The organism is Pseudomonas sp. FP2335, from assembly GCF_030687535.1.
GTDB lineage: Bacteria > Pseudomonadota > Gammaproteobacteria > Pseudomonadales > Pseudomonadaceae > Aquipseudomonas.
In genome coordinates, this window is the sequence record NZ_CP117437.1 from 5,272,991 (window position 1) to 5,295,352 (window position 22,362).

24 protein-coding genes are annotated in these 22,362 nt (G+C 61.7%); 5 read left to right on the plus strand and 19 right to left on the minus strand.

What is annotated here, in order from left to right:
• Positions 1–119: 119 nt before the first annotated feature.
• The 12 genes from lipA to PSH81_RS23740 all read right to left on the minus strand — a co-directional run bounded on the left by lipA (position 120) and on the right by PSH81_RS23740 (position 11,516).
• Complete coding sequence (gene lipA / locus PSH81_RS23685) at positions 120–1,121, minus strand: lipoyl synthase (protein ID WP_305392802.1); 1,002 nt, start codon at positions 1,119–1,121, stop codon at positions 120–122.
• A gap of 26 nt (positions 1,122–1,147) precedes the next feature.
• Complete coding sequence (gene lipB / locus PSH81_RS23690) at positions 1,148–1,795, minus strand: lipoyl(octanoyl) transferase LipB (protein WP_226455805.1); 648 nt, start codon at positions 1,793–1,795, stop codon at positions 1,148–1,150.
• Positions 1,795–2,070, minus strand: coding sequence for a DUF493 domain-containing protein (locus tag PSH81_RS23695; protein ID WP_192299032.1), 276 nt, complete (start codon positions 2,068–2,070; stop codon positions 1,795–1,797). Before PSH81_RS23695 ends, lipB begins: the two co-directional genes overlap by 1 nt.
• 83 nt (positions 2,071–2,153) lie before the next feature.
• On the minus strand, positions 2,154–3,311 hold the full coding sequence (locus tag PSH81_RS23700; protein WP_192299033.1) for a D-alanyl-D-alanine carboxypeptidase family protein: 1,158 nt from the start codon (positions 3,309–3,311) through the stop codon (positions 2,154–2,156).
• 179 nt (positions 3,312–3,490) lie between these two features.
• Positions 3,491–4,489 carry a septal ring lytic transglycosylase RlpA family protein gene (locus PSH81_RS23705; RefSeq protein WP_192299034.1) on the minus strand — a complete coding sequence of 333 codons (999 nt, stop codon included), beginning with the start codon at positions 4,487–4,489 and terminating at the stop codon, positions 3,491–3,493.
• Entirely contained in the window at positions 4,489–5,499 is a 1,011-nt protein-coding gene (gene mltB, locus PSH81_RS23710; RefSeq protein WP_192299035.1) for a lytic murein transglycosylase B, read from the minus strand. The genes PSH81_RS23705 and mltB overlap by 1 nt, the downstream gene beginning before the upstream one ends.
• Before the next feature lie 17 nt (positions 5,500–5,516).
• A complete protein-coding gene (gene rodA, locus PSH81_RS23715; RefSeq protein ID WP_305392803.1) occupies positions 5,517–6,620 on the minus strand; it encodes a rod shape-determining protein RodA in 1,104 nt (367 codons plus the stop codon).
• A gap of 31 nt (positions 6,621–6,651) precedes the next feature.
• Complete coding sequence (gene mrdA, locus PSH81_RS23720; protein WP_192299036.1) at positions 6,652–8,550, minus strand: penicillin-binding protein 2; 1,899 nt, start codon at positions 8,548–8,550, stop codon at positions 6,652–6,654.
• A 15-nt stretch (positions 8,551–8,565) separates the two neighbouring features.
• A complete protein-coding gene (gene rlmH, locus PSH81_RS23725) occupies positions 8,566–9,033 on the minus strand; it encodes a 23S rRNA (pseudouridine(1915)-N(3))-methyltransferase RlmH (protein WP_003176297.1) in 468 nt (155 codons plus the stop codon).
• A 9-nt stretch (positions 9,034–9,042) separates the two neighbouring features.
• A complete protein-coding gene (gene rsfS, locus PSH81_RS23730) occupies positions 9,043–9,537 on the minus strand; it encodes a ribosome silencing factor (protein WP_003176298.1) in 495 nt (164 codons plus the stop codon).
• Between the two features lie 69 nt (positions 9,538–9,606).
• Positions 9,607–10,251, minus strand: coding sequence for a nicotinate-nucleotide adenylyltransferase (gene nadD / locus PSH81_RS23735; protein ID WP_120450098.1), 645 nt, complete (start codon positions 10,249–10,251; stop codon positions 9,607–9,609).
• Positions 10,251–11,516 (minus strand): glutamate-5-semialdehyde dehydrogenase, encoded by a 1,266-nt coding sequence (locus PSH81_RS23740; protein WP_192299038.1) that lies wholly within the window; start codon positions 11,514–11,516, stop codon positions 10,251–10,253. Before PSH81_RS23740 ends, nadD begins: the two co-directional genes overlap by 1 nt.
• Positions 11,517–11,691: 175 nt before the next feature.
• On the opposite strand from PSH81_RS23740, the gene PSH81_RS23745 reads away from it, so the two are divergent.
• Both PSH81_RS23745 and PSH81_RS23750 read left to right on the plus strand, forming a co-directional pair.
• A complete protein-coding gene (locus tag PSH81_RS23745; RefSeq protein WP_226455807.1) occupies positions 11,692–12,375 on the plus strand; it encodes a DNA-3-methyladenine glycosylase in 684 nt (227 codons plus the stop codon).
• 218 nt (positions 12,376–12,593) lie between these two features.
• On the plus strand, positions 12,594–13,910 hold the full coding sequence (locus tag PSH81_RS23750) for a bifunctional DedA family/phosphatase PAP2 family protein (protein ID WP_226455808.1): 1,317 nt from the start codon (positions 12,594–12,596) through the stop codon (positions 13,908–13,910).
• Here the strand turns inward: PSH81_RS23750 and PSH81_RS23755 are convergent.
• From PSH81_RS23755 to PSH81_RS23765, 3 genes are read right to left on the minus strand one after another with little or no spacing between them, the layout of a single operon-like run.
• Complete coding sequence (locus PSH81_RS23755; RefSeq protein ID WP_226455809.1) at positions 13,904–14,497, minus strand: LON peptidase substrate-binding domain-containing protein; 594 nt, start codon at positions 14,495–14,497, stop codon at positions 13,904–13,906. The two genes, PSH81_RS23750 and PSH81_RS23755, sit on opposite strands and share 7 nt — an antisense overlap.
• 21 nt (positions 14,498–14,518) lie before the next feature.
• On the minus strand, positions 14,519–15,235 hold the full coding sequence (locus PSH81_RS23760; RefSeq protein ID WP_226455810.1) for an LrgB family protein: 717 nt from the start codon (positions 15,233–15,235) through the stop codon (positions 14,519–14,521).
• Complete coding sequence (locus PSH81_RS23765; RefSeq protein WP_226455811.1) at positions 15,232–15,585, minus strand: CidA/LrgA family protein; 354 nt, start codon at positions 15,583–15,585, stop codon at positions 15,232–15,234. The genes PSH81_RS23760 and PSH81_RS23765 overlap by 4 nt, the downstream gene beginning before the upstream one ends.
• 160 nt (positions 15,586–15,745) lie before the next feature.
• Here PSH81_RS23765 and PSH81_RS23770 point away from each other — a divergent pair, with 160 nt between their 5' ends.
• The 3 genes from PSH81_RS23770 (at position 15,746) to PSH81_RS23780 (ending at position 18,695) form a co-directional block, all read left to right on the plus strand.
• A complete protein-coding gene (locus PSH81_RS23770; protein ID WP_003194496.1) occupies positions 15,746–16,201 on the plus strand; it encodes a MaoC family dehydratase in 456 nt (151 codons plus the stop codon).
• Between the two features lie 105 nt (positions 16,202–16,306).
• Complete coding sequence (locus PSH81_RS23775) at positions 16,307–18,025, plus strand: C13 family peptidase (protein WP_192299044.1); 1,719 nt, start codon at positions 16,307–16,309, stop codon at positions 18,023–18,025.
• 28 nt (positions 18,026–18,053) lie between these two features.
• Positions 18,054–18,695 (plus strand): oxidoreductase, encoded by a 642-nt coding sequence (locus tag PSH81_RS23780; protein WP_226455812.1) that lies wholly within the window; start codon positions 18,054–18,056, stop codon positions 18,693–18,695.
• Between the two features lie 123 nt (positions 18,696–18,818).
• On the opposite strand, the gene PSH81_RS23785 is transcribed toward PSH81_RS23780, so the two are convergent.
• The 4 genes from PSH81_RS23785 to PSH81_RS23800 form a co-directional block, all read right to left on the minus strand.
• Positions 18,819–19,103, minus strand: coding sequence for a YceK/YidQ family lipoprotein (locus PSH81_RS23785; protein WP_226455813.1), 285 nt, complete (start codon positions 19,101–19,103; stop codon positions 18,819–18,821).
• A complete protein-coding gene (gene ubiX, locus PSH81_RS23790; protein WP_017735613.1) occupies positions 19,096–19,725 on the minus strand; it encodes a flavin prenyltransferase UbiX in 630 nt (209 codons plus the stop codon). The genes PSH81_RS23785 and ubiX overlap by 8 nt, the downstream gene beginning before the upstream one ends.
• Positions 19,722–21,071 (minus strand): UDP-N-acetylmuramate:L-alanyl-gamma-D-glutamyl-meso-diaminopimelate ligase, encoded by a 1,350-nt coding sequence (gene mpl, locus PSH81_RS23795; protein WP_226455814.1) that lies wholly within the window; start codon positions 21,069–21,071, stop codon positions 19,722–19,724. The genes ubiX and mpl overlap by 4 nt, the downstream gene beginning before the upstream one ends.
• Positions 21,072–21,175: 104 nt before the next feature.
• On the minus strand, positions 21,176–22,213 hold the full coding sequence (locus PSH81_RS23800) for a hypothetical protein (RefSeq protein WP_305391591.1): 1,038 nt from the start codon (positions 22,211–22,213) through the stop codon (positions 21,176–21,178).
• Positions 22,214–22,362: the final 149 nt, after the last annotated feature.

Here is a 22,362-nt window from a genome sequence, read left to right on the forward strand (position 1 = left end):
ATGTGGGAGCGGGCTTGCCTGCGATGCAGGCACCTCGGTGTATCAGTCGCACCGAGGTGATGCTATCGCAGGCAAGCCCGCTCCCACACAAGCCCGCTCCCAAATTTGAGCAGCGGTATTTACGAAACCAGGTTCGCCTTGACCAGTTTGGCCTGCTCGTCAGCGTGGTACGAAGAACGCACCAACGGGCCCGACGCGACGTTCTTGAAGCCCATCTTGTAGCCTTCCTCGGCGAACCAGGCGAAGGTGTCCGGGTGCACGAAACGTTGCACCGGCAAGTGGCTGCGGGACGGTTGCAGGTACTGGCCCAGGGTGAGCATGTCGATGTCGTGTTCGCGCATGCGCTTCATGACTTCGATGACTTCTTCGTCGGTCTCGCCCAGGCCCAGCATCAGGCCGGATTTGGTTGGGATGTGCGGCATCATCTGCTTGAATTTCTGCAGCAGGGTCAGCGACCACTGATAGTCCGACCCCGGACGCGCAGCCTTGTACAGGCGTGGCACGGTTTCCAGGTTGTGGTTGAACACATCCGGCGGCTCGGCGGCGGTGATTTCCAGCGCCACGTCCATACGGCCACGGTAGTCCGGAACCAGGGTTTCGAGCATCACGTTCGGCGACAGCTTGCGGATCTCGCGGATACAGTCGGCAAAGTGCTGGGCACCGCCGTCACGCAGGTCGTCGCGGTCAACGGAGGTAATCACCACGTACTTGAGGCGCAGGTCGGCGATGGCGATGGCCAGGCTTTCCGGCTCGTTGACGTCCAGTGGCTTCGGTCGGCCGTGGCCCACGTCGCAGAACGGGCAACGACGGGTGCAGATGTCACCCATGATCATGAAGGTGGCGGTGCCGCCGGAGAAGCACTCACCCAGGTTCGGGCACGAGGCTTCTTCGCACACGCTGTGCAGCTTGTGCTTGCGCAGCAGGGCCTTGATACGGTCGACTTCCGGCGAAACCGGGATGCGCACGCGAATCCAGTCGGGTTTCTTCGGCAGTTCGGTGGTCGGAATGATCTTCACCGGGATGCGTGCAACCTTCTCGGCGCCGCGCAGCTTGACGCCGGCTTCCACCTTGGCACGCGGGGCCGGGGCCGGACGTTCGGTAACGTCCACCGTCGGGATCATGGTTTGCACTGCATCAGTAGTCATAATCAGTCGATTCCGCCCGTAAGGGTCGTCTGCTCAGCATAGTCGAGGTGTTTGACGAGCTGCGCACGCAGCCGGGCACTTACCTCGGCAAATTTAATCGGTGTGGCGTGTTCGCTCAGCTGGGTCATCGCCAGCCCGGCATAGCCGCACGGGTTGATCCGGCGAAACGGTGCGAGGTCCATGTCCACGTTCAGGGCCAGGCCATGAAACGAACAACCGTGGCGAATCCTCAAGCCCAGGGAGGCGATTTTCGCGCCATCCACATACACGCCAGGGGCATCGGGCTTGGCCGCGGCGCTCACGCCGTAACTGGCCAGCAGCTCGATCAGGCAAGCCTCCATGCGGCTGACCAGATCACGCACGCCAAACCCCAGCTTGCGCACATCCAGCAAGAGGTATGCGACAAGTTGTCCGGGGCCATGGTAAGTCACTTGGCCACCTCGGTCGACCTGCACCACCGGAATATCCCCCGGCACCAGCAGGTGCTCGGCCTTGCCGGCCTGGCCCTGGGTAAACACCGGCGGGTGTTCGACCAGCCAGATTTCGTCCGGGGCCGACGTACCGCGCTCGTTGGTGAACCGCTGCATGGCATGCCAGACCGGCTCGTAGGCCATCTGGCCGAGCTCGCGAAAGCCCAGGACGCCTGGCATCAAAGCACCATGTGCACGAAGCCGGTGGCCCGCAGTTCGCTGTTGATGTCGTAGAGCTGGTCTTGACCGGTCGCAACGATGTGCAACTGGATCGTGGTGTATTTACCGTTGGTGCTCGAACGCTCGTCCACCCGGTTGTCGTTGATCGTCGCGTGTTTACGCACGATCTCGATAATCTTGTCTTTGTTGCCCACGCCGGTATCGCTGATCACTTTGACGGGATAGTCCGTCACTGGGAATTCGATCTTTGGCGCCTTTACTTCGGTATCGGTCATGGCGTAACGGCCTCGTAAGCGTAAGCCTTGGCGACGACAAAGCCCCGCGTCGGATCAACGCGGGGCTTTGCAGATGCTCAGTGTCAGTTGAACAAGCCGTAGAAGAATAGACGGATGCTATCCCACACGCGGCGGAAGATGCCACCTTCGTCGACGGCGTCCAGCGCGATCAGGTCGGCGCTGTGCACCACCTTGTCGTCCAGCTTCACTTCGACTTTACCGATCACATCACCCTTGGCGATTGGAGCAACCAATTGCGGGTTCATGGTCATGCTGGCGGCGAGCTTTTTCAGCTGGCCTTTTGGCATGGTCAGGGTCAGGTCTTCAGCCAGGCCGGCCTTGACTTGGTGGGTCGCGCCCTTCCAAACCGGCGCCTGTGCCAGTTCGGCACCCTTCTGGTAGAAGGTCTGGGTTTCGAAGAAACGGAAACCGTAGGTCAGCAGTTTTTGCGTCTCGGCCGCACGGGCCTGCTCGCTGTTGGTGCCGAAGACCACGGCGATCAGGCGTTGGCCATCACGTACGGCGGACGACACCATGCAGTAGCCGGCTTCGTCGGTGTGACCGGTTTTCAGGCCATCGACGGTCTTGTCACGCCACAGCAACAGGTTGCGGTTAGGTTGCTTGATGTTGTTCCAGAAGAATTCTTTCTGGGAGTAGATCGCGTAGTGCACCGGGTCGACACGAATGATCGCGCGCGCCAAGATCGCCATGTCGTGAGCCGACGAGTAGTGCTCCGGGTTCGGCAGGCCGGTCGGGTTCATGAAGTGGCTGTTGGTCATGCCCAGGTCAGCGACGGTTTTGTTCATCATGTCGGCGAACGCATCTTCGCTGCCGGCGATGTGCTCGGCCAGGGCCACGCTGGCATCGTTGCCGGACTGGATGATGATGCCGTGCAGCAGGTCGCTGACAGTCACCTGCGAGCCAACCTTGATGAACATCCGCGAACCGCCGGTGCGCCAGGCGTTTTCGCTGACGGTCACTGGATCGTTTTCGCCGATCTGGCCGCGACGGATTTCCAGGGTCGCGATGTAGGCGGTCATCAGCTTGGTCAGGCTGGCTGGGGGCAGACGCTGGTCACCGTTGCTCTCGACCAGCACGTTGCCGCTGGCGGCATCCATGAGGACCCAGGCCTTGGCAGCCAGTTGCGGGGAAGCCGGCACCATTTCGACCGCCCAGGCGGCCGGGGTGATGATCAGCGAAAGAAGCAGGCACGTGCGTTTGGCTAAGGTGGTGATGTTCATCCGTCTCTCGAAATTGCTTATGGAAACTTGCCCTCTCGGGCAAAACTTATTCAGACAGCCCGCTACCAGACTGTCGCGTGTTCGGTTGCCCGCTCACCCCTTGCCCCTGGGTTTTATTGTTCAACGAGCCAACAACCACGGCTCAGGCACGCATGCATGCCCGAGCCATCAATCCTCTGTTATTCGGCGGTGACCACGCTGGGTTGCCCCAGGTTGGCCAGGCGCACACTGTTCTGTACTTGCGCAACTTCGCTTGGCGAGCTGATCGGGCCCATGCGCACGCGGTGCAGGGTCTGCTGGTTACGCACGATGGAGCTGATGAAAACCGGCGCGTTGACCATGCCGCTGAGTTTCGACCTTAACAGCTCTGCCGCATCCGGGTTGGCGAAAGCGCCCACCTGCAGGTATTGCCCGCCCGCAAGCGAGGCGCCAGGCGCGGCCCGCGGTACAACCACGGTGTCCGGTGCGTGTTGCTGCGGCGGTGGCGTCCATTGTTCGATCTTGCCGGCCGACGCGTTGACTTGCGGTTGCTGGGTGGTCGGCTCATTGAGCATCAACGGCGCCGGCTTGCCACGCTGGGCCCAGTATTGCGCCGGGTCGATGCCTTCGACCTTCACCCGCGCCGTGCCGGTTTCGGCATAGCCGAGCTTCTTCGCGGCGGCGTAGGACAGGTCGATGATGCGATCCGAATAGAACGGCCCACGGTCGTTGACCCGCAGGATCACCGTGCGGTTGTTGTCCAGGTTGGTCACCCGTACATAGCTGGGCAGCGGCAAGGTCTTGTGTGCCGCGCTCATGCCGTACAGGTCATACACTTCGCCATTGGCGGTGTTCTGGCCATGGAACTTGGTGCCGTACCAGGACGCCGTGCCCGATTGCACGTAGGTCTTGGATTCTTGCAACGGGAAGTAATTCTTGCCCAGCACGGTATACGGGTTGGCCTTGTAGGGCCCGGTGTGCAGGGTTGGCGTGGCATCCGGGATTTTCGAGACATCGACGTCCCACCACGGCGCGCCGTCTTTGTGCGCGCGGTTGATGTCCAGGCCCGGCTGGGAACGGACTACCGCCCCCCCGGACTTCTGCGCCGGACCTCGGCTGGTGGAGCAACTGACAACCAGCAAGGACAACGCGGCAAACGCCACCAGCTTGAGCGGTTTGTTGATCGGCGATACCCGCATTACTTGTTGCCCCGTGCTTGGACCAGCATGTCTGACAGCTGATGCACGGCCATGGCGTACATCACACTGCGGTTATAACGCGTGATTGCGTAGAAATTCTTCAGGCCCATCCAGTATTCCGGGCCGTTTTCGCCCTCAAGACGGAATGCCGTGACCGGCATATCGTCAGGCAGCGCATTCTGACTCGACCAGCCCAGCGCCCGCAACTCCCCGACCGTCTTGGCCGGCTCGATGCCCTGGGTCAGGCCTTCATCGGCGCGCTCCCCACTGACATCCGCGCGGATCACCACAGGTTCGCCGGCTACCCAGCCATGGCGCTTGAAGTAGCTGGCCACGCTGCCGATGGCATCGTCCGGGTTGCTCCAGATATTGATATGCCCGTCGCCGTCAAAGTCCACTGCATAGGCGCGAAAACTGCTCGGCATGAACTGCGGCAAGCCCATCGCACCGGCGTAGGAGCCCTTGAGGGTCAACGGGTCGACCTGCTCTTCGCGGGCCAGCAGCAGGAACTCGCGCAATTCCTTGCGGAAGAATTCGGCGCGCGGCGGGTAGTCGAAGCCCAGGGTCGATAACGCGTCGATCACCCGGTAACTGCCGGTATTGCGCCCGTAAAAGGTTTCAATGCCAATGATCGCCACGATGACCTGGGCTGGCACGCCGTATTCCTGCTCGGCGCGGGCCAGTACCGCTTCGTGCTGGCGCCAGAAGTCCACGCCCCGCGCCACACGGGCGTCGGTGAGGAACATCGGGCGATATTCCTTCCACTGCTTCACGCGTTCGGCCGGGCGGGAGATGGCGTCGAGGATCGCCTGCTTTTTCTGGGCCTCGCGAAACACGCCCATCAGCTGTTCGCCGGCAAAACCGTAGTCGCGGGTCATTTCACCGACAAATTCGGCGACCTGGGGTGAACCATCGTAGTCACCGGCCTGCGCCTCTTGCGTTGCGCCCAGCAGGCCAATCAGGCCCATCCAGGACGCGTGCCGAGTCGCCCAGCCGCGCATTACTTGCATTGACATCTTCACCTTATTCAAACCTGTGCGATCCATTTGCGATGCGTATGAATCGACATCAAAACCCCAAACGCTGACAGCAATGTCACCAGCGAAGTTCCGCCGTAGCTAATGAACGGCAACGGCACCCCAACCACCGGCAGCAGGCCACTGACCATACCGATGTTGACGAAAACGTAAACAAAAAAAGTCATGGTCAAGGCGCCGGCCAGCAGTTTGCCGAACAGCGTCTGCGCCTGGGCGGTGATCACCAGGCCGCGACCAATCAACAGCAGGTAGATCAGCAACAGCGCGCAAATGCCCACCAGGCCGAACTCTTCGCCCATCACCGCAATAATGAAGTCGGTGTGGCTTTCCGGCAGGAAGTCCAGGTGCGACTGGGTGCCGAGCAGCCAGCCCTTGCCGAACACGCCACCGGAGCCGATGGCGGCCTTCGACTGGATGATGTTCCAGCCGGTGCCCAGCGGATCGCTTTCCGGGTCGAGGAACGTGAGAATCCGCTGCTTCTGATAGTCGTGCATAAAGAAGAACCACATGGCGATCGCCACGGGCACGGCGGCGGCCAGCACGCTGAGGATCCAGCGCCAGCGCAAGCCACCCATGAACAGCACGAAAGCACCGCCCGCGAGAATCAGCAGCGAGGTGCCGAGGTCGGGCTGGCGCACAATCAGGATGAACGGTATGCCGATCAGGATCAGGCTGATACCCACGTGTTTGAGCTGCGGCGGCAAGGTGCGCTTGGACAGGTACCAGGCGATGGTCGCCGGCATCAGGATCTTCATGAATTCCGACGGCTGGAAGCGAATCACCCCCGGAATGTTGATCCAGCGGGTCGCGCCCATGGCGTTGTGCCCCATCACATCCACCACCACCAGCAGCAGCACACCGGCCACGTAACCGAGCGGCACCCAGCGCGCCATGAATCGCGGCTCCAGCTGGGCAATCACCACCATCGACAACAGGCCCAGGCCGAACGACGACGCTTGCTTGATCAGCAGGTCCCAGTTCTTGCCGCTGGCCGAATACAGGACAAACAGGCTGCCGGCCGCCAGGGTCAGCAGCAGGATCAGCAACGGGCCATCGATGTGCATGCGTTGCAAAAACGTCGCGCGGCGACGCATCACATCCTCGCTGGAGAGGATGCGGTCAAAATTACTCTTCACTGGCCGTAACCTCGGTGCTTGAAGGGGGGCCGCCATATTCGGGCTTGAGCCTGCCGTCGTCGGCCAACAGCCAGGCGTCCATCACTTGGCGCACCACGGGGGCGGCGACACCGGAGCCGGACTCGCCGTTCTCGACCATCACCGCGACCACGATCTTCGGATCGTCCGCCGGCGCGAAGCCGACAAACAAGGCGTGGTCACGGTGGCGCTCCTGGACCTTGGAGCGGTCATATTTCTCGCCCTGCTTGATCGCGACCACCTGGGCCGTACCACTCTTGCCGGCGATGCGGTATTGCGCGCCAATCGCCGCCTTGCGCGCGGTGCCACGGGCGCCGTGCATCACTTGCTGCATGCCGTGGTTGACCTTGGTCCAGTCGGACGGGTCGCGCAGCACGATGTCGGCAATCGGGTTTTCGTCCACCGGTTTCTCGCCTTCGATGGTCTTGGCCAGGTGCGGACGGTTCCAGATGCCTTTGTTGGCCACCAGCGCGGTGGCCTGGGCCAGTTGCAACGGCGTGGCCTGCATGTAGCCCTGGCCGATCCCGAGGATCAGGGTTTCGCCGGGGAACCAGGCCTGGCGGCGGGTCGCGCGCTTCCATTCCCGCGACGGCATCAGGCCAGGGGATTCTTCGAACATGTCCAGGGAGACTTTCTGGCCAAGGCCGAACTTGCCCATGTAGGCAGAGAGGCGGTCGATCCCCAGCTTGTGGGCCAGGTCGTAAAAATAGGTGTCGTTGGAGCGCATGATCGCGGTGTCCAAATCGACATAGCCGTCACCGGTACGGTTCCAGTTGCGGTATTTGTGATCGTAGTTGGGCAGCATGTAGTAGCCCGGGTCGAACACCCGGCTGGAGGCCGTGACCACGCCCGCGTCGAGCCCGGCAATCGCCACTGCCGGCTTGATCGTCGAGCCCGGTGGATACAGGCCGCGCAACACGCGGTTGAACAGCGGCCGGTCGATCGAATCGCGCAACTCGGCATACGCCTTGAAGCTGATACCAGTGACAAACAGGTTGGGGTCGAAACTCGGCTGGCTGACCATCGCCAGCACTTCGCCCGTTGCCGGGTCCAGCGCCACGACGGCACCACGCCGCCCGCCCAGGGCCATCTCCGCCGCTTCCTGCAGCTTGATGTCCAGGCTCAGCACGATGTCCTTGCCCGGCACCGGGTCGGTGCGCTTGAGCACCCGCAGCACACGGCCACGGGCATTGGTCTCGACTTCCTCGTAACCCACCTGGCCGTGCAGTTCCGGCTCGTAGAAACGCTCGATGCCGGTCTTGCCGATATGGTGGGTGCCGCTGTAGTTGACCGGATCGAGGCTTTTCAGCTCTTTCTCGTTGATCCGCCCCATGTAGCCGACGGAGTGGGCAAAGTGCGGCCCTTGCGGGTAATGCCGTACCAACTGCGCCACCACTTCCACACCTGGCAAACGGAACTGGTTCACCGCGATCCGGGCGATCTGTTCTTCAGTCAACTCAAACAGGATCGGCACCGGCTCAAATGGCCGGCGCCCCTGCTTCATGCGCTTTTCGAAGACCACCCGGTCTTCCGGGGTCAGTTGCAGCACTTCGACGATCACATCGAGGACCTGCTGCCAGTCGCCGGAGCGCTCGCGGGTCATGCTCAGGCTGAAGCTGGGCCGGTTGTCCGCGACCACCACGCCATTGCGGTCGAAGATCAGCCCGCGGGTCGGTGGAATCGGCTGCACATGCACCCGGTTGTTTTCCGACAGCGTGGAGTGATAGTCGTACTGGATCACTTGCAAAAAATACAGGCGCGCGATCAGCACGCCGATCAACCCCACCACCAGAAACGCACCAAACACCACGCGAGCGCGTACCAGACGTGCGTCTTTCTCGTGGTCCTTGATGCGGATCGGCTGGGTCATCGGGAGGGGCGCAGGCTATTTGTGATAAGGGTGCCCGGACAGGACTGTCCAGGCGCGATACAGCTGTTCACCGATCAGAATCCTTACCAACGGGTGCGGCAACGTGAGCGCCGACAGCGACCAGCGCTGGTCCGCCCGCGCACAGACTTCCGGCGCCAGCCCCTCGGGGCCACCGACCATGAAGTTGACCGTGCGCGAATCCAGGCGCCAGCGATCCAGTTCCACCGCCAACTGCTCGGTGCTCCAGGGTTTGCCGTGCACCTCGAGGGTGACGATGCGCTCGTTGGGGCCGACCTTGGCCAACATGGCTTCGCCTTCCTGACGGATAAAGCGCGCCACATCGGCATTCTTGCCCCGGGTATTGAGCGGTATCTCCACCAGTTCCAGCGACAGCTCGGCGGGCAGACGCTTGGCATACTCGTGCCAGCCTTCTTCTACCCACTTGGGCATGCGTGAACCGACAGCAATCAGACGCAGGCGCACAGCCGTTCCTTATTCCTGGTCTTTGTTCAGCTTGTCGAAGTGCGCGTGGCCCACTTCCGGGCTGTGGTGCTTGCCATCGGCGGCACGGCTCTGCTCGGCGCCTTTCCACAGACGCTCGAGGTCGTAGAACTGACGGGCGTTGGAAGTCATCATGTGAACGATTACGTCGTCCATGTCCAGCAGGACCCAGTCGCTGTCGCCCTTGCCTTCTTCACCCAGCGGCTTGACGCCTTGGGCTTTGACGGCTTCGCGGACTTTATCGAGCATCGCGCCGATCTGACGGTTCGACGTACCGGTGGCGATGATCATGAAGTCGGTGATGCTTTGCTTGTCACGCACGTCCAGCACCTGGATGTCCTGGGCCTTGACGTCTTCCAGGGCCGCCACGGCGACTTTGACCAGCTCTTCGCCAGCCAGCTCTGGGCCAACGTGGGCTTCAACCGGCAGCGGGGCGCTTTTGAAGGTGCCTTTGCGCTTAACTTTGCTTACGTCTTTGTTCGTCATATAAAACTCGTTTTGCTCGTATGTTCGGGTGCTCGCTGTACGACTGTTCGTACGTTCAAGCACGCCTTTTCAGTTCGACGCACGGTAAAGCCCGTGCGCATCGATGTAGGCCAGGACCGCGTCAGGCACCAGGAAACGTACCGACTTACCGCTGGCCAGCAGTTGACGGATCTGGGTGGCGGACACCGCAAGCGGGGTCTGCCAGACGAATGCAATATTCCCGTTCGGCCCGGTCAGGGCCAAGGGGTCACTTACCGACCGCGCGGCCAGCAGGTTGCGCAAGGCATCCGGCGGTTCGCTGTCGGCATCCGGGCGTTGCAGAACCAGGATGTGGCAATGCTGGAGGAGTTCCTCCCAGCGATGCCAAGAGGGCAGGCCGCAAAAAGCGTCCCAGCCCAGAAGCAAAAACAACTGGTCATCGGCGGCCAGTTCGGCGCGCATCAGCTCCAGGGTGTCAACAGTGTAGGACGGTTTATCGCGCTTGAGCTCACGGTCGTCCACCACCAGCGGCGCGATGCCTTCAACGGCAAGGCGCACCATTTCCAGGCGCTGCTGCGGCGACACCTGCGGTGTATCGCGGTGCGGCGGCCGGAAATTGGGGATCAGGCGCAACTCATCCAGCGCGAGGGCATCCGCGACTTCCAGGGCACTGCGCAAATGGCCGATGTGCACGGGGTCGAAAGTACCGCCGAGCAGCCCGATGCGTTTAGCCATCAAGTGCGCACATGACCGTCGCCGAACACCACGTACTTCTCGCTGGTCAGGCCTTCGAGGCCAACCGGGCCGCGGGCGTGGAGCTTGTCGGTGGAAATACCGATCTCGGCGCCCAGGCCATACTCGAAGCCGTCGGCAAAACGCGTCGAGGCGTTGATCATCACCGAAGCGGAGTCCACTTCGTTGAGGAAACGCCGCGCATCGCTGAAATGCTCGGAGACGATCGCGTCGGTGTGCTTGGAGCCATAGGTGTTGATGTGCTCGATGGCCTCGTCCAGGTCATCGACGATCTTGATCGACAGGATCGGCGCAGTGTATTCGGTGTACCAGTCCAGCTCGGTCGCCTCGATCACGTCCGCGCCGAGCAGCGCGCGGGTACGCTCGCAACCACGCAATTCCACACCTTTATCCCGGTAGATGGCAGCCAGCGGCGGCAGCACGCGCTCGGCAATGCCGGCGTGCACCAGCAGGGTTTCCATGGTGTTGCACGGGGCGTAGCGGTGGGTCTTGGCGTTGTCGGCGATGCGGATCGCCTTGTCGATGTCGGCAGCGATGTCGATGTACACGTGGCACACTCCGTCCAGGTGCTTGATCACCGGCACCTTGGCATCACGGCTGACGCGCTCGATCAGGCTCTTGCCACCGCGCGGCACGATCACGTCGACGAATTCCGGCATGGTGATCAACGCGCCAACGGCGGCGCGGTCGGTGGTTTCCACCACTTGCACCACTTCGGCCGGCAATTCGGCCACGGCCAGGCCCTGCTGGATGCACGTAGCAATGGCGCGATTGGAGTTGATGGCTTCGGAGCCGCCACGCAGGATAGTGGCGTTGCCGGACTTGAGGCACAGGCTCGCGGCGTCGATGGTCACATTCGGACGCGACTCATAGATGATGCCGATCACGCCCAGGGGCACGCGCATCTTGCCAACCTGGATGCCGGACGGCAGGTAGCGCATATCGCGGATTTCACCGATGGGGTCAGGCAGCTTGGCCACCTGACGCAGGCCTTCGATCATGTCGTCGATACGTGCCGGGGTCAGCGCCAGGCGGTCCAGCAGTGCCGGCTCCAGGCCATTGGCGCGGCCGTTGGCCAGGTCCAGTTCGTTGGCGGCGCTGAGCTCGGAGCGCGAGGCATCCAGAGCGTCGGCGGCCGCCAGCAGGGCGCGATTCTTCTGCGCAGTGCTCGCACGGGCGATCAACCGCGAGGCCTGACGGGCAGCGCGACCCAGGCGGGTCATGTAGTCAAGAACGGACTCAGTCATAGTCAGGGAGTCTTGGCAGGGAGGAAAGCGGCAGATTATAGCTGTGACGCCGCTCGACTGACAGCGGTGAGGGGCGGATGGTCGAAATGAACTGTAAAAACCTGGGGTTCAGCGGTAATTAAGGCGGGAGTTGTTACTATTCCATCACTTTTAGCCGTATCAACCCCTGACCGCCATGCCCAATTCAGCCACCCAACGCCCCGCCAGCGCCCTGCCCGACAGCTTCTTCGACCGTGACGCGCAGATTCTCGCGCGGGAATTGCTCGGAAAAGTCATACGTCATCGTGTCGGTGAAATCTGGCTTTCGGCGCGAATTATCGAAACCGAAGCCTATTACGTGGCCGAAAAAGGCAGCCACGCCTCACTCGGCTACACAGAAAAGCGTAAGGCTTTGTTTCTGGACGGTGGGCACATCTACATGTACTACGCCCGTGGCGGTGATTCGCTGAACTTCAGCGCCCAGGGGCCGGGCAATGCCGTGCTGATAAAGTCGGCTTATCCATGGGTCGATGAACTGTCCGGGCCAGCGAGCCTGGCGCAGATGCTGCTGAACAACCCCGATGCCAATGGCAGCCCGCGCGCCGCGCAAAAGCTGTGTGCGGGCCAGACGCTGTTGTGCAAGGCGCTGGGATTGAAGGTGCCGATGTGGGATGCCAAGCGCTTCGACCCGCAGAATCTCTACGTTGAAGACGTAGGCCAGGTGCCGACGCAGACCATCCAGACCACCCGCCTGGGCATCCCCAGCGGCCGCGACGAGCACCTGATGTATCGCTTCGTCGATGCTGGCTACGCGCCTTACTGCACACGGAACCCGCTGCGCAGGGGCCAGGTCGAAGGTCGCGATTATTTTTTGATGTGAACTGATTGGCCAGTTATGCCTGCTGAACATCAATTCGCAGGCACAGCAGACCCTATGTTGGAGCGGGCTTGCTCGCGAAAGCGGTGGCTCAGTCACCGATTTTATCAACCGATACACCGCTTTCGCGAGCAAGCCCGCTCCCACAGTTTGATCTTCAGTGTTTCGGGCTACGCATTACCAAGCGCGCAAGCTGAATAGAATAGATGGAGTGGACTTGTATGGGCCAATGGCTCGATAGCATCACCGGCTGGCTGACCCTCAACCCCGAATGGCTGGCGGTGGCACTGCTTATCGTCGCGTGCGTGGAGTGCCTGGCCATCGCCGGGTTGATCGTGCCGGGCACGGTGATGCTGTTTGCGATCGCCGCACTCGCCGGCAGCGGCGCGCTGTCATTGAGTGAAACCCTGTTGCTGGGCTTTCTCGGCGGCTTGCTCGGCGACGCAATTTCCTACTTCCTTGGCCGATACTTCCATCAGAACATCCGGCGCCTGCCCGGCCTGCGCCATCATCCTGAATGGATGAACGCTGCCGAGAGTTACTTCCACAAGTACGGCATTGCTAGCCTGCTGGTCGGACGTTTCATCGGCCCCTTGCGCCCTATGCTGCCGATGGTTGCCGGCATGTGCGACATGCCGCTCCCCCGCTTCGTCGCCGTGAGTATTCTGGCGGGCGCTGGCTGGTCGGTGGCCTACCTGCTGCCCGGCTGGGCGACCGGTGCGGCGTTGCGCCTGCCATTGCCGCAGGGATTCTGGCCGGAAGCGGCGGTTGTCGCGGCATCTATCGCCATATTGCTGGGACTGAGCCTGAACAGCAGCCTGCGCGGCCATCGGCGGGCCACGCTGTGGGTGGGTTGCGCCAGCCTGACGCTGTTGATCGCGCTGTTTATCGGCTACCCCCACCTCAATGACTTCGACCAAGGCCTGATCGCGCTGGTACAAGAGCACCGCAGCACATGGCTGGACGAAGTGATGGTGCGGATCACCCAACTGGGTGAATTCAAGAAGATGTTCGTTGCCAGTGCGATCTTCACCGGCTTGCTGCTGCTGGCCCGGCAATGGCGCCATGCGGTGTTTGTCGGCGCCACGCTGGCCGGCGCCGCCGTGATCAACACCGCCGCCAAGTTGTTTTTCGCCCGTGGCCGCCCGGAGATCCTCACCGACCCGCTGACCAGCTTCAGCATGCCCAGCGGCCATGCGTCGGGCTCTTTCGCATTTTTCCTGGCGCTGGCGATGCTGGCCGGCCTTGGGCAACCGACACGACTGCGCATGACCTGGCTCCTGCTGGGCTGCATTCCCGCCGCGTTCATCGCCTTGTCGCGGGTCTACCTGGGCGTGCACTGGCCGACCGACATCCTCGCCGGTACCCTGCTGGCGATGAGCGTCTGCGCCTTCAGCCTGAGCCTCAGCCAGCAGCGCAGCCCACTGCCAGCCTTGTCGCGCAAAGCCTGGTGGCTACTGTTGCCGGCCATCGTCGCGGTCCTGAGCTTTATCGCCCTCACCGGCACGCCTCACGCGCTGCTGCGATACGCCTATTGAGTGAAGAGCTCGCCCTGCAACTCGTCGAGCAACATCTGGATCGCATCCAGGCGCTGCTGCGGATCGTCGAGTTGCAGCAGGTCGATCTTGTCGGCCTCGGTGAACGGCAGTAGATAGGCCAACTGGTTGCCCAGGGCTTGCTGGCCGTCGGCGTGGGTGTCCATGTCCAGCGAGGCCACCATCGGATGCTCGGCCAGCGCCTGGAGCAACGCCAGCAGGTCGGCATCCTCCTCTTCCAGCGGCTGGTCCGGCGCCTCGTCCAGCCATTGCACCTCGGCCAGCAGCAACTGGTCCTTCTGCACCCCGGCATCACGCACGCGGAAACGCCGCCCGCCTTCGACACGAATCCCCAGCAGGCCGTTGTCCTGTTGCTTGAAGTCGCGGATCAACGCTTCGCAGCCAATCAACGCGTAGCCATCCGGGGCCAGGCCCACTTCCTTGCCGTCGAGGATGCACACCACGCCGAAGCTTTCGCCCTTTTTCATGCAGCGGCTGATCATGTCCAGATAGCGCGCCTCGAACAGTTGCAAGTCGAGGGTGCAGCCAGGGAACAACACGGTATTGAGCGGAAACAGCGCCAGACTCATAAAGGTTTCCTTAAACCCGGTTTAAACGATCACCGACACAGCCAGCGGCAGGAACACCGCCGTAGCCACGCCCATCAGACTCATGGCCAGCGCCGCAAAGGCACCGCACTCTTCACTTTCCTGCAATGCCACCGAGGTGCCGACGGCGTGGGCAGTCATGCCCAGTGCCATGCCGCGCGCCTCGGGACTGTGCACCCCCAGGCGCGACAACAACGCCGGGCCGACCATTGCGCCGACCACGCCGGTGATCAGCACAAACACCGCGGCCAAGGCCGCCACGCCGCCGATCTGCTCGGCCACCAGCATGGCAATCGGCGACGTCACCGACTTGGGCGCCATGGTCATCAGCATCATGTGCTCGGCGCCAAACCACCAGCCCAGCAGCACACACAGGCCGGTGGCCAACACCCCGCCTATCACCAGCGTAGTAAAAATCGGCCAGAACAATTGACGAATGCGCCGCAGGTTCAGATAAAGCGGCACCGCCAGCGCCACGGTCGCGGGGCCGAGCAAGGTGCCCATGATCTCGGTGCTCTTGCGGTACTCGGCGTAACTCAGGCCACAGGTGAGCAAGATGCCGATCACCAGCAGCATGGACACCAGCACCGGCTGCAGGAAGATCCAACGGGTTTTCTCGAAACCGGCCAACACCAACTGATAGGCGCCGAGGGTAATACCAATGCCGAACAAGGGGTGGTGAATCACTGCGGCCCACGCGCCGTACCAGTCGAAGATCATTGATCCTTCTCCTTGCGCTTGACCATGCGCTGCATCAGCACACCGACAAACCCCATGGCGATCACCAGCGACAGCACCAGCGCGCCGACGATAGCCCAGAAGTCCGCCGCGATGTCCTTGGCATAGACCATCACCCCCACCGCCGGCGGCACCAGCAGCAGCGGCAGATAACGCAGCAGGCTGCCGGCCGCCAGGCTCAGGGGCTCGCCGACCTCACCGTTGCAGATCAGAAAGCCGAGCAGCAGCAACAAGCCGATAATCGGCCCCGGCAATATCGGCAGCAGCAAATGGTTGATCGCCGTGCCGATCAATTGGAACAGCACCAGCCATGTCAGCCCACGTAACAGCATCCGTTCTCTCCCCCGTCAAAACCCGCCCGCATTATAAGCACGCCCGCCCTATGCTCCGGCATTCGCCAAAAGCATGGTGGGTTGACCGAGCCTGTTGCCCATGATGATCTAAGATGGATTTCGCCTACCTATAAAAACCGATGAACCAAGGAGAGACGCAATGCCCTATGTACCTGTAGCGCAGCTCAAAGATTATGTCGGCAAGGAACTGGGACGTTCCGAATGGCTCACCATCGACCAGGCGCGGATCAACCTGTTCGCAGAGGCCACCGGCGATCATCAGTTCATCCATGTCGACCCGGTCAAGGCCGCGCAAACCCCGTTTGGCAGCACGATTGCCCACGGTTTCCTGTCGCTGTCGCTGATGCCCAAGTTGATGGAAGACATCCTGATCATGCCCGAAGGCCTGAAAATGGCCGTCAATTATGGCCTGGACAGCGTGCGCTTTATCCAGCCGGTCAAGGTCAATTCCAAGGTGCGCCTGAACGTGACGCTGACGGACGTCACCGAGAAAAAACCCGGACAATGGCTGTTCAAGGCCACGGCGACCCTGGAAATCGAAGGCCAGGAAAAACCCGCTTACATCGCCGAGTCGCTGTCACTCTGCTTCGTGTAAGCCCGGCCCTGTGATGAGGCACTGAAACTCATCACAGGGTATGTAAATTTATGTATGAACCTCGCGGCTGCGGCATACTCGGCGCTCAATTATCCGGATCCCGCTATGCGCCCACTTGCTCCCCTTGCCCTTGCCCTGTTGCTCACCGCTTGCGGAGACGGCGAATCGCTGTTGCCGCCCGATGCGCGCCTGCCCGATGGCGGCCGCTACCGGGGTGATGTGGTCAATGGTTTGCTGCAAGGCCAGGGCCGCGTCGACTACCCCAACGGCAGCTGGTACGCCGGCCAGTTCGACAACGGCCAGTGGCACGGCCTGGGTGAATGGCACGGCAGCAACGGCGAAGTCTACAAAGGCGAGTTCCAGCAAGGCCTGTTCGACGGCCAGGGCAGCCTGACCACGCCGGGCAGCAGCTATGTCGGTGGTTTCAAGCGTGGCCGACGCAACGGCGAAGGCACCCTCAAAGAGGGGCAGATGACCTATCGCGGCGAATTCAAGGATGATCAGTACTCCGGCCTCGGGCGCCTGGAGTTGGCCGATGGCAGCCAATACCAGGGCCAGTTCGCCCACGGCAAGCCCAATGGCGAAGGCCAGCGCAACGACGACAGCGGCAACCAGTTCAGCGGCCACTTCGTCGATGGCCAGCTCGAAGGCAATGGCACTTTCAATAGCGCCGACGGCGACATCTATGTGGGCCAGTTCAAACAAAACCAGCTCAACGGCAAGGGCCGTTATGAAAACGCCGACGGCGACGTGTGGATCGGCCAGTTCAAGGAAGGCGCGCTGAGTGGCAAAGGCGAGTTGATCGGCGTGGACGGCAGCCACTATGTCGGCCAGTTCAGCGATTGGCGCTTTACCGGCGAGGGCCGCCTGAACCTCACCGACGGCAGTTTCTATATCGGCGGCTTCGACAGCGACAACTACCAGGGCCGCGGCACTCTCGTGCTGACCGACGGCACCGTGCAAGCCGGCACCTGGGTCAACGGCATGCGCGTGCGCGACGCCGACGGCAAACTGCTCCCCGACCCACTGGAAATCGGCGTACTGGCCCAAGGCCAATTGCTCGATGCCGCCCTCGCCGCCGTGCCCGCCTCCACTCCCGCCGTCGAGCTGTACACCCTGGTGCTGGCCGGCGACGGTAAACAAAGCGTGTTCCTGCGTGAGGCCGATTACGTCAGCAACATGCTCGCCACCCGCTTCGGCGCGCGCGGGCAGATCCGCCTGGTCAACCACCGTGACCATATCGCCGACCGCCCCCTGGCCACCCGCGAAAGCCTGCGCCGCGCCGTGCAGACCCTGGCCGAACGCACCGGGCCGGAAGACCTGGTGTTTATCTACATGACCAGCCACGGTACCCATGAACACGAACTGGTGCTGGACCAGCCGCGCATGGAGCTGGCTGACTTGCCGGCCGACGAACTGGCCGCCGTGCTCGCACCGCTGAAAAACCGCGACAAGGTCATCGTGATTTCCGCGTGTTATTCCGGCGGGTTTATTCCGACGCTGAAGGATGAGCGCACCCTGATCATGACCGCCTCGCGCGCCGACCGGGTGTCCTTCGGTTGCTCCGAAGAAGCCGACTTCACCTATTTCGGCGACGCCCTCTTCGCCCAGGCCTTCAACCAGACCGACGACCTGCAGCAAGCCTTCAAATTGGCGCAACTGCATGTCAGCGAACGCGAACAGGCAGACAACTTCGAAGCTTCGGAACCGCAGATCTGGGCGCCGAAAGGCGTGATCGCCCACTGGCAGTTATTACGCAAACAGCAGGCACGAAAGGCGCTGGAAAGCGTCTCAATGAATAGCAAGGAAGCCAAAGGCAACTAAGCTGTAACGTGTAACAGGGGGAAACACCATGTACCTGACGCCTCAACATATCCTGCTGGCCGGAGCTACCGGCCTGACCGGCGAACACCTGTTGGATCGCCTGCTCAACGAACCCACGGTGACCCGCGTGCTGGCGCCCAGCCGCAAGCCACTGGCCGAACACCCGCACCTGGAAAACCCGGTGGGCGACCCGGCGGTGGTTTTGCCGCAATTGAGCGGGCGCGTGGACATTGCCTTCTGCTGCCTGGGCACCACCATCAAGAGAGCGGGCTCCGAAGAAGCGTTCCGCGCAGTTGACCTGGACCTGGTGGTGGCTTTCGCCAAGCGTGCACGGGAATTGGGCGCGCGCCACTTGATCGTGATCAGCGCGATTGGCGCCGACGCGAAATCCTCGATCTTCTACAACCGTGTCAAAGGCGAGATGGAGCAGGCGCTGAAAGCCCAAGGCTGGCCGCAGTTGACCATCGTGCGGCCCTCGCTGTTGCTGGGTGAACGCCTGGAACCGCGCCTGGCCGAACAACTGGCGGGGCCGTTGTCGCGGCTGATTCCGGGCAAATACCGTGGTATTGAAGTATGCGAACTGGCCCGGGCGATGTGGCGCCTGGCGCTGGAAGAGCAGGATGGTGTGCGGGTGGTGGAGTCGGATGAGTTGCGCAAACTCGGCAAGTGATTTCGCGGTGGCTGGGCGGGCCTCTTCGCGGGCAAGCCCGCTCCCACAGTGGATCAGGTTCACACCGTTCAAATGTGGGAGCGGGCTTGCCTACGAAGAGGCCAGCACAGGCACCCACTTCTCTTAAAGACCGCCCGTGGCGTTGAAGCCAACCCCCAGCACCGTCAACACCGACAGCGGCAACAACAGCGTGTCGAGCAACGCACTGGCCGGCAGATCCACGCCGGGATAACTCGGCGCTTGCGCGCCAAACCGATCCTTGGCGCAACAGCCGCCGTTCATGGCATACAGATCCAGGCGCGTGCCGGCATACACCACCGGCGCACCGGGTTGCGCCGCATCCAACGTGCGCGCCGTGGCGCACCCCGTCAGGTGCAACGCGACAACCAACATCAGCACCTTATTCATCGCTGCTCAGATGATGCTCACCCCAACGCGGCAGCATGTCCTGGGGAATGTTCAGCAGGTTGAGGATGCGTGCCACCACGAAATCCACCAGGTCATCGATGGTCTGTGGCTGGTGATAGAAACCCGGCGACGCGGGCAAGATGGTCACGCCCATGTTCGACAACTTGAGCATGTGCTCCAGGTGAATGCTCGAATATGGCGCCTCGCGCGGCACCAGGATCAACTGGCGACGTTCCTTCAAGGTCACGTCCGCCGCGCGCTCGATCAGGTTGTTGCACGCGCCCGTGGCAATCGCCGACAAGGTGCCGGTGGAACACGGCACCACCACCATCGCCGCCGGCGCGCCGGAGCCCGAGGCCACCGGCGACATCCAGTCTTCCTTGCCGTAAACCTTGATCTGCCCCGCCGCCGCACCGGTGTACTCGGTGAGGAACGCCTGCATCATCTGCACCTTCGGCGGCAGCGCGACATCGGTCTCGGTCGCCATCACCAACTGCGCAGCCTTGGAGATCAGGAAGTGCACCTCACGGTCCTCGCGCACCAGGCAATCAAGCAAGCGCAAGCCGTAAGGCGCGCCGGAAGCACCGGTCATCGCCAGGGTGACGCGTTCCGGGCCACTCATTTCAGGGCCTCGGCCAGTTTGCCGTGCAGGCCGCCGAAGCCGCCGTTGCTCATCACCACCACGTGGGTGCCGGGCTTGGCTTGCTGTTTGACGTGTTCAATGATGCCTTCGATGGAATCGCAGACCGTCGACGGCACGGTGCACAACGCAGCGATCGCCGGCAGGTCCCAACCGAGGTTGGCCGGCGCGTACCAGACGGCCTCGTCGGCATCGTTGACGCTTTCCGGCAGGCCATCGCGGTGCGCACCAAGCTTCATGGAATTGGAACGCGGCTCGACAATCGCGATGATCGGCGCATCGCCCACGCGCTTGCGCAGGCCGTCCAAGGTGGTGGCTATCGCCGTCGGGTGGTGGGCAAAGTCGTCGTAGATGGTAATCCCATTCACGTCGGCGACTTTTTCCATGCGCCGCTTCACGCTCTTGAATGCACTCAACGCCGCAATGCCCATCGACGGCACCACGCCTACGTGCCGTGCGGCTGCCAGCGTGACCAAGGCGTTGGCAACGTTGTGCTGGCCGCTCATGTCCCACTCGACAACGCCCTGGGCCTGGCCTTCGAACAGCACTTCAAATCTGGAACCGTCTTCGCTGAGCAACTTGACCTGCCACTGCCCGCCCGCGCCGGTGGTTTGCACCGGGGTCCAGCAGCCCATTTCGATCACGCGCTGCAAGGCGGGCTCGGTGGTGGGGTGAATCACCAGGCCTTCGCTCGGGATGGTGCGCACCAAATGGTGGAATTGCCGCTCAATGGCTGGCAGATCCGGGAAGATGTCCGCGTGATCGAACTCAAGATTGTTCAGGATCGCCGTGCGCGGACGGTAGTGGACGAACTTGGAGCGCTTGTCGAAGAAGGCGCTGTCATATTCATCCGCTTCAATCACGAAGAACGGCGTATCGCCCAGGCGCGCCGACACCGAGAAATTCTGGGGCACGCCGCCGATCAGGAACCCCGGGCTCATGCCGGCATGTTCCAGCACCCAGGCCAGCATGCTGCTGGTAGTGGTCTTGCCATGAGTACCGGCGACGGCCAGCACCCAGCGACCTTGCAACACATGATCCGCCAGCCATTGCGGGCCTGACACATATGGCAAGCCTTTGTTGAGTACGTATTCGACCGCCGGGTTGCCACGGGACATGGCATTGCCGATCACCACCAGGTCCGGGACCGGGTCGAATTGCACCGGGTCGTAACCTTGGGTCAACTCAATGCCCTGGGCTTGCAGTTGCGTGCTCATGGGCGGGTAAACGTTGGCATCGGAGCCTGTGACGTGATGGCCCAGTTCCTTGGCCAGAACCGCCATCGAGCCCATGAACGTGCCGCAAATACCGAGAATATGAATGTGCATAGTCGACCTCGTAAAACATCGAGGCAGGTTAGCGCAGGAGGGGGGAAATCGCACTCTTTATACGGGTAGGAGCGCAGCAAGCGCTCCCACCGGCGGCGAACACTTCAGACCTTGGCTAGCGCCTGTTCTTCATTTTCACTTTGTTTGATGGCCGCGAACACGCGCAACTTTTCATACGACTCAGCCATCCGCTCAAAGCGTTTTTCAATCAGCTCGAGACGCCCCTTGGCATCGACTGGAGGTGTCATGCCAGGTTTATAGGGTCTGAAAATAATGCCGTTCTGACGAGTGGCCTTTTTAAGCTGCTGCTCTGATACATCGAGCAGTTTCTCCAGGTTACCCAGACGCCCAGACTCATCTTTTGGCCAACTTTCATTTTTAGTGAACACACTCTTGGTATCACCAAGAATGAACATCACCGTGGAAGCCATTCCTAACAGTTTGGTCTCGGCTTCCTCCAGTTGCGCGCCGAGGATCGTTTCCGCTGGGGGAGGCGACTGCATTGCTTTGGGCGCGGTCGCGGCGCTCGGCAAAAACGGCGGCGGCAGCACGCCCGGAGCGTACGTCGCCTTGATCGACTCCCCGGCGGCCACGGAGCCAGCATAGGCCCCCACGTTGACCGGCGCACTGACGATGCCGGTAATGCCGGCACTGATAAAGGCATCCCGCGCAACCTGGCTGGCTTTGGGCGCCGAGGAAATCACGCCGGCCTTGACCAGGCTGTCCGCATCGATAAGCCGCTTGGCCGCCTCGGCAACGCTGATTTTCGGCGTTTGCTTGGACAGGCTGGCCAACAGCAACGCGTCATTTTGTTTGACTTTATTGGCATGAATCACCGCGCTCGCCACGTTCTGGAAGCGGTTGTTCGGGGTCGGCAAGGGTTTGTTCAACGGCTTCGGCTTAGGGGGTGCTGACACGCTAGGCTTGGGAGTGACCTGTGGTTTTGGCGGCACGACCACGGGTGGCGCCGACAGCTTACTGCCGAACAACGAAAAAATGCCTTTGTCTTTTATACCGCGCTTGCTGCGCGCCAAAGGCTGTTCGGTGGTATCGCTGTTGCGTACCACCGTCGGCGCCGCAGGTTTATCGATAGTTGCCGACAGCTGGGGGATATACGCAAACGTTGAAGTTGTAATTATCATCGTGTTCACCCGAGTGATTTTTATTAAATGAAAACACCTTGAGCAGTTGCCCTAATTGAGTGAATAAATGGCATTGACCAGTTCCTATAGGAATAGGCCAACTCAATGTGCGTGGAACTTCCCACTTAACAATAAAAAATCAATTCAGC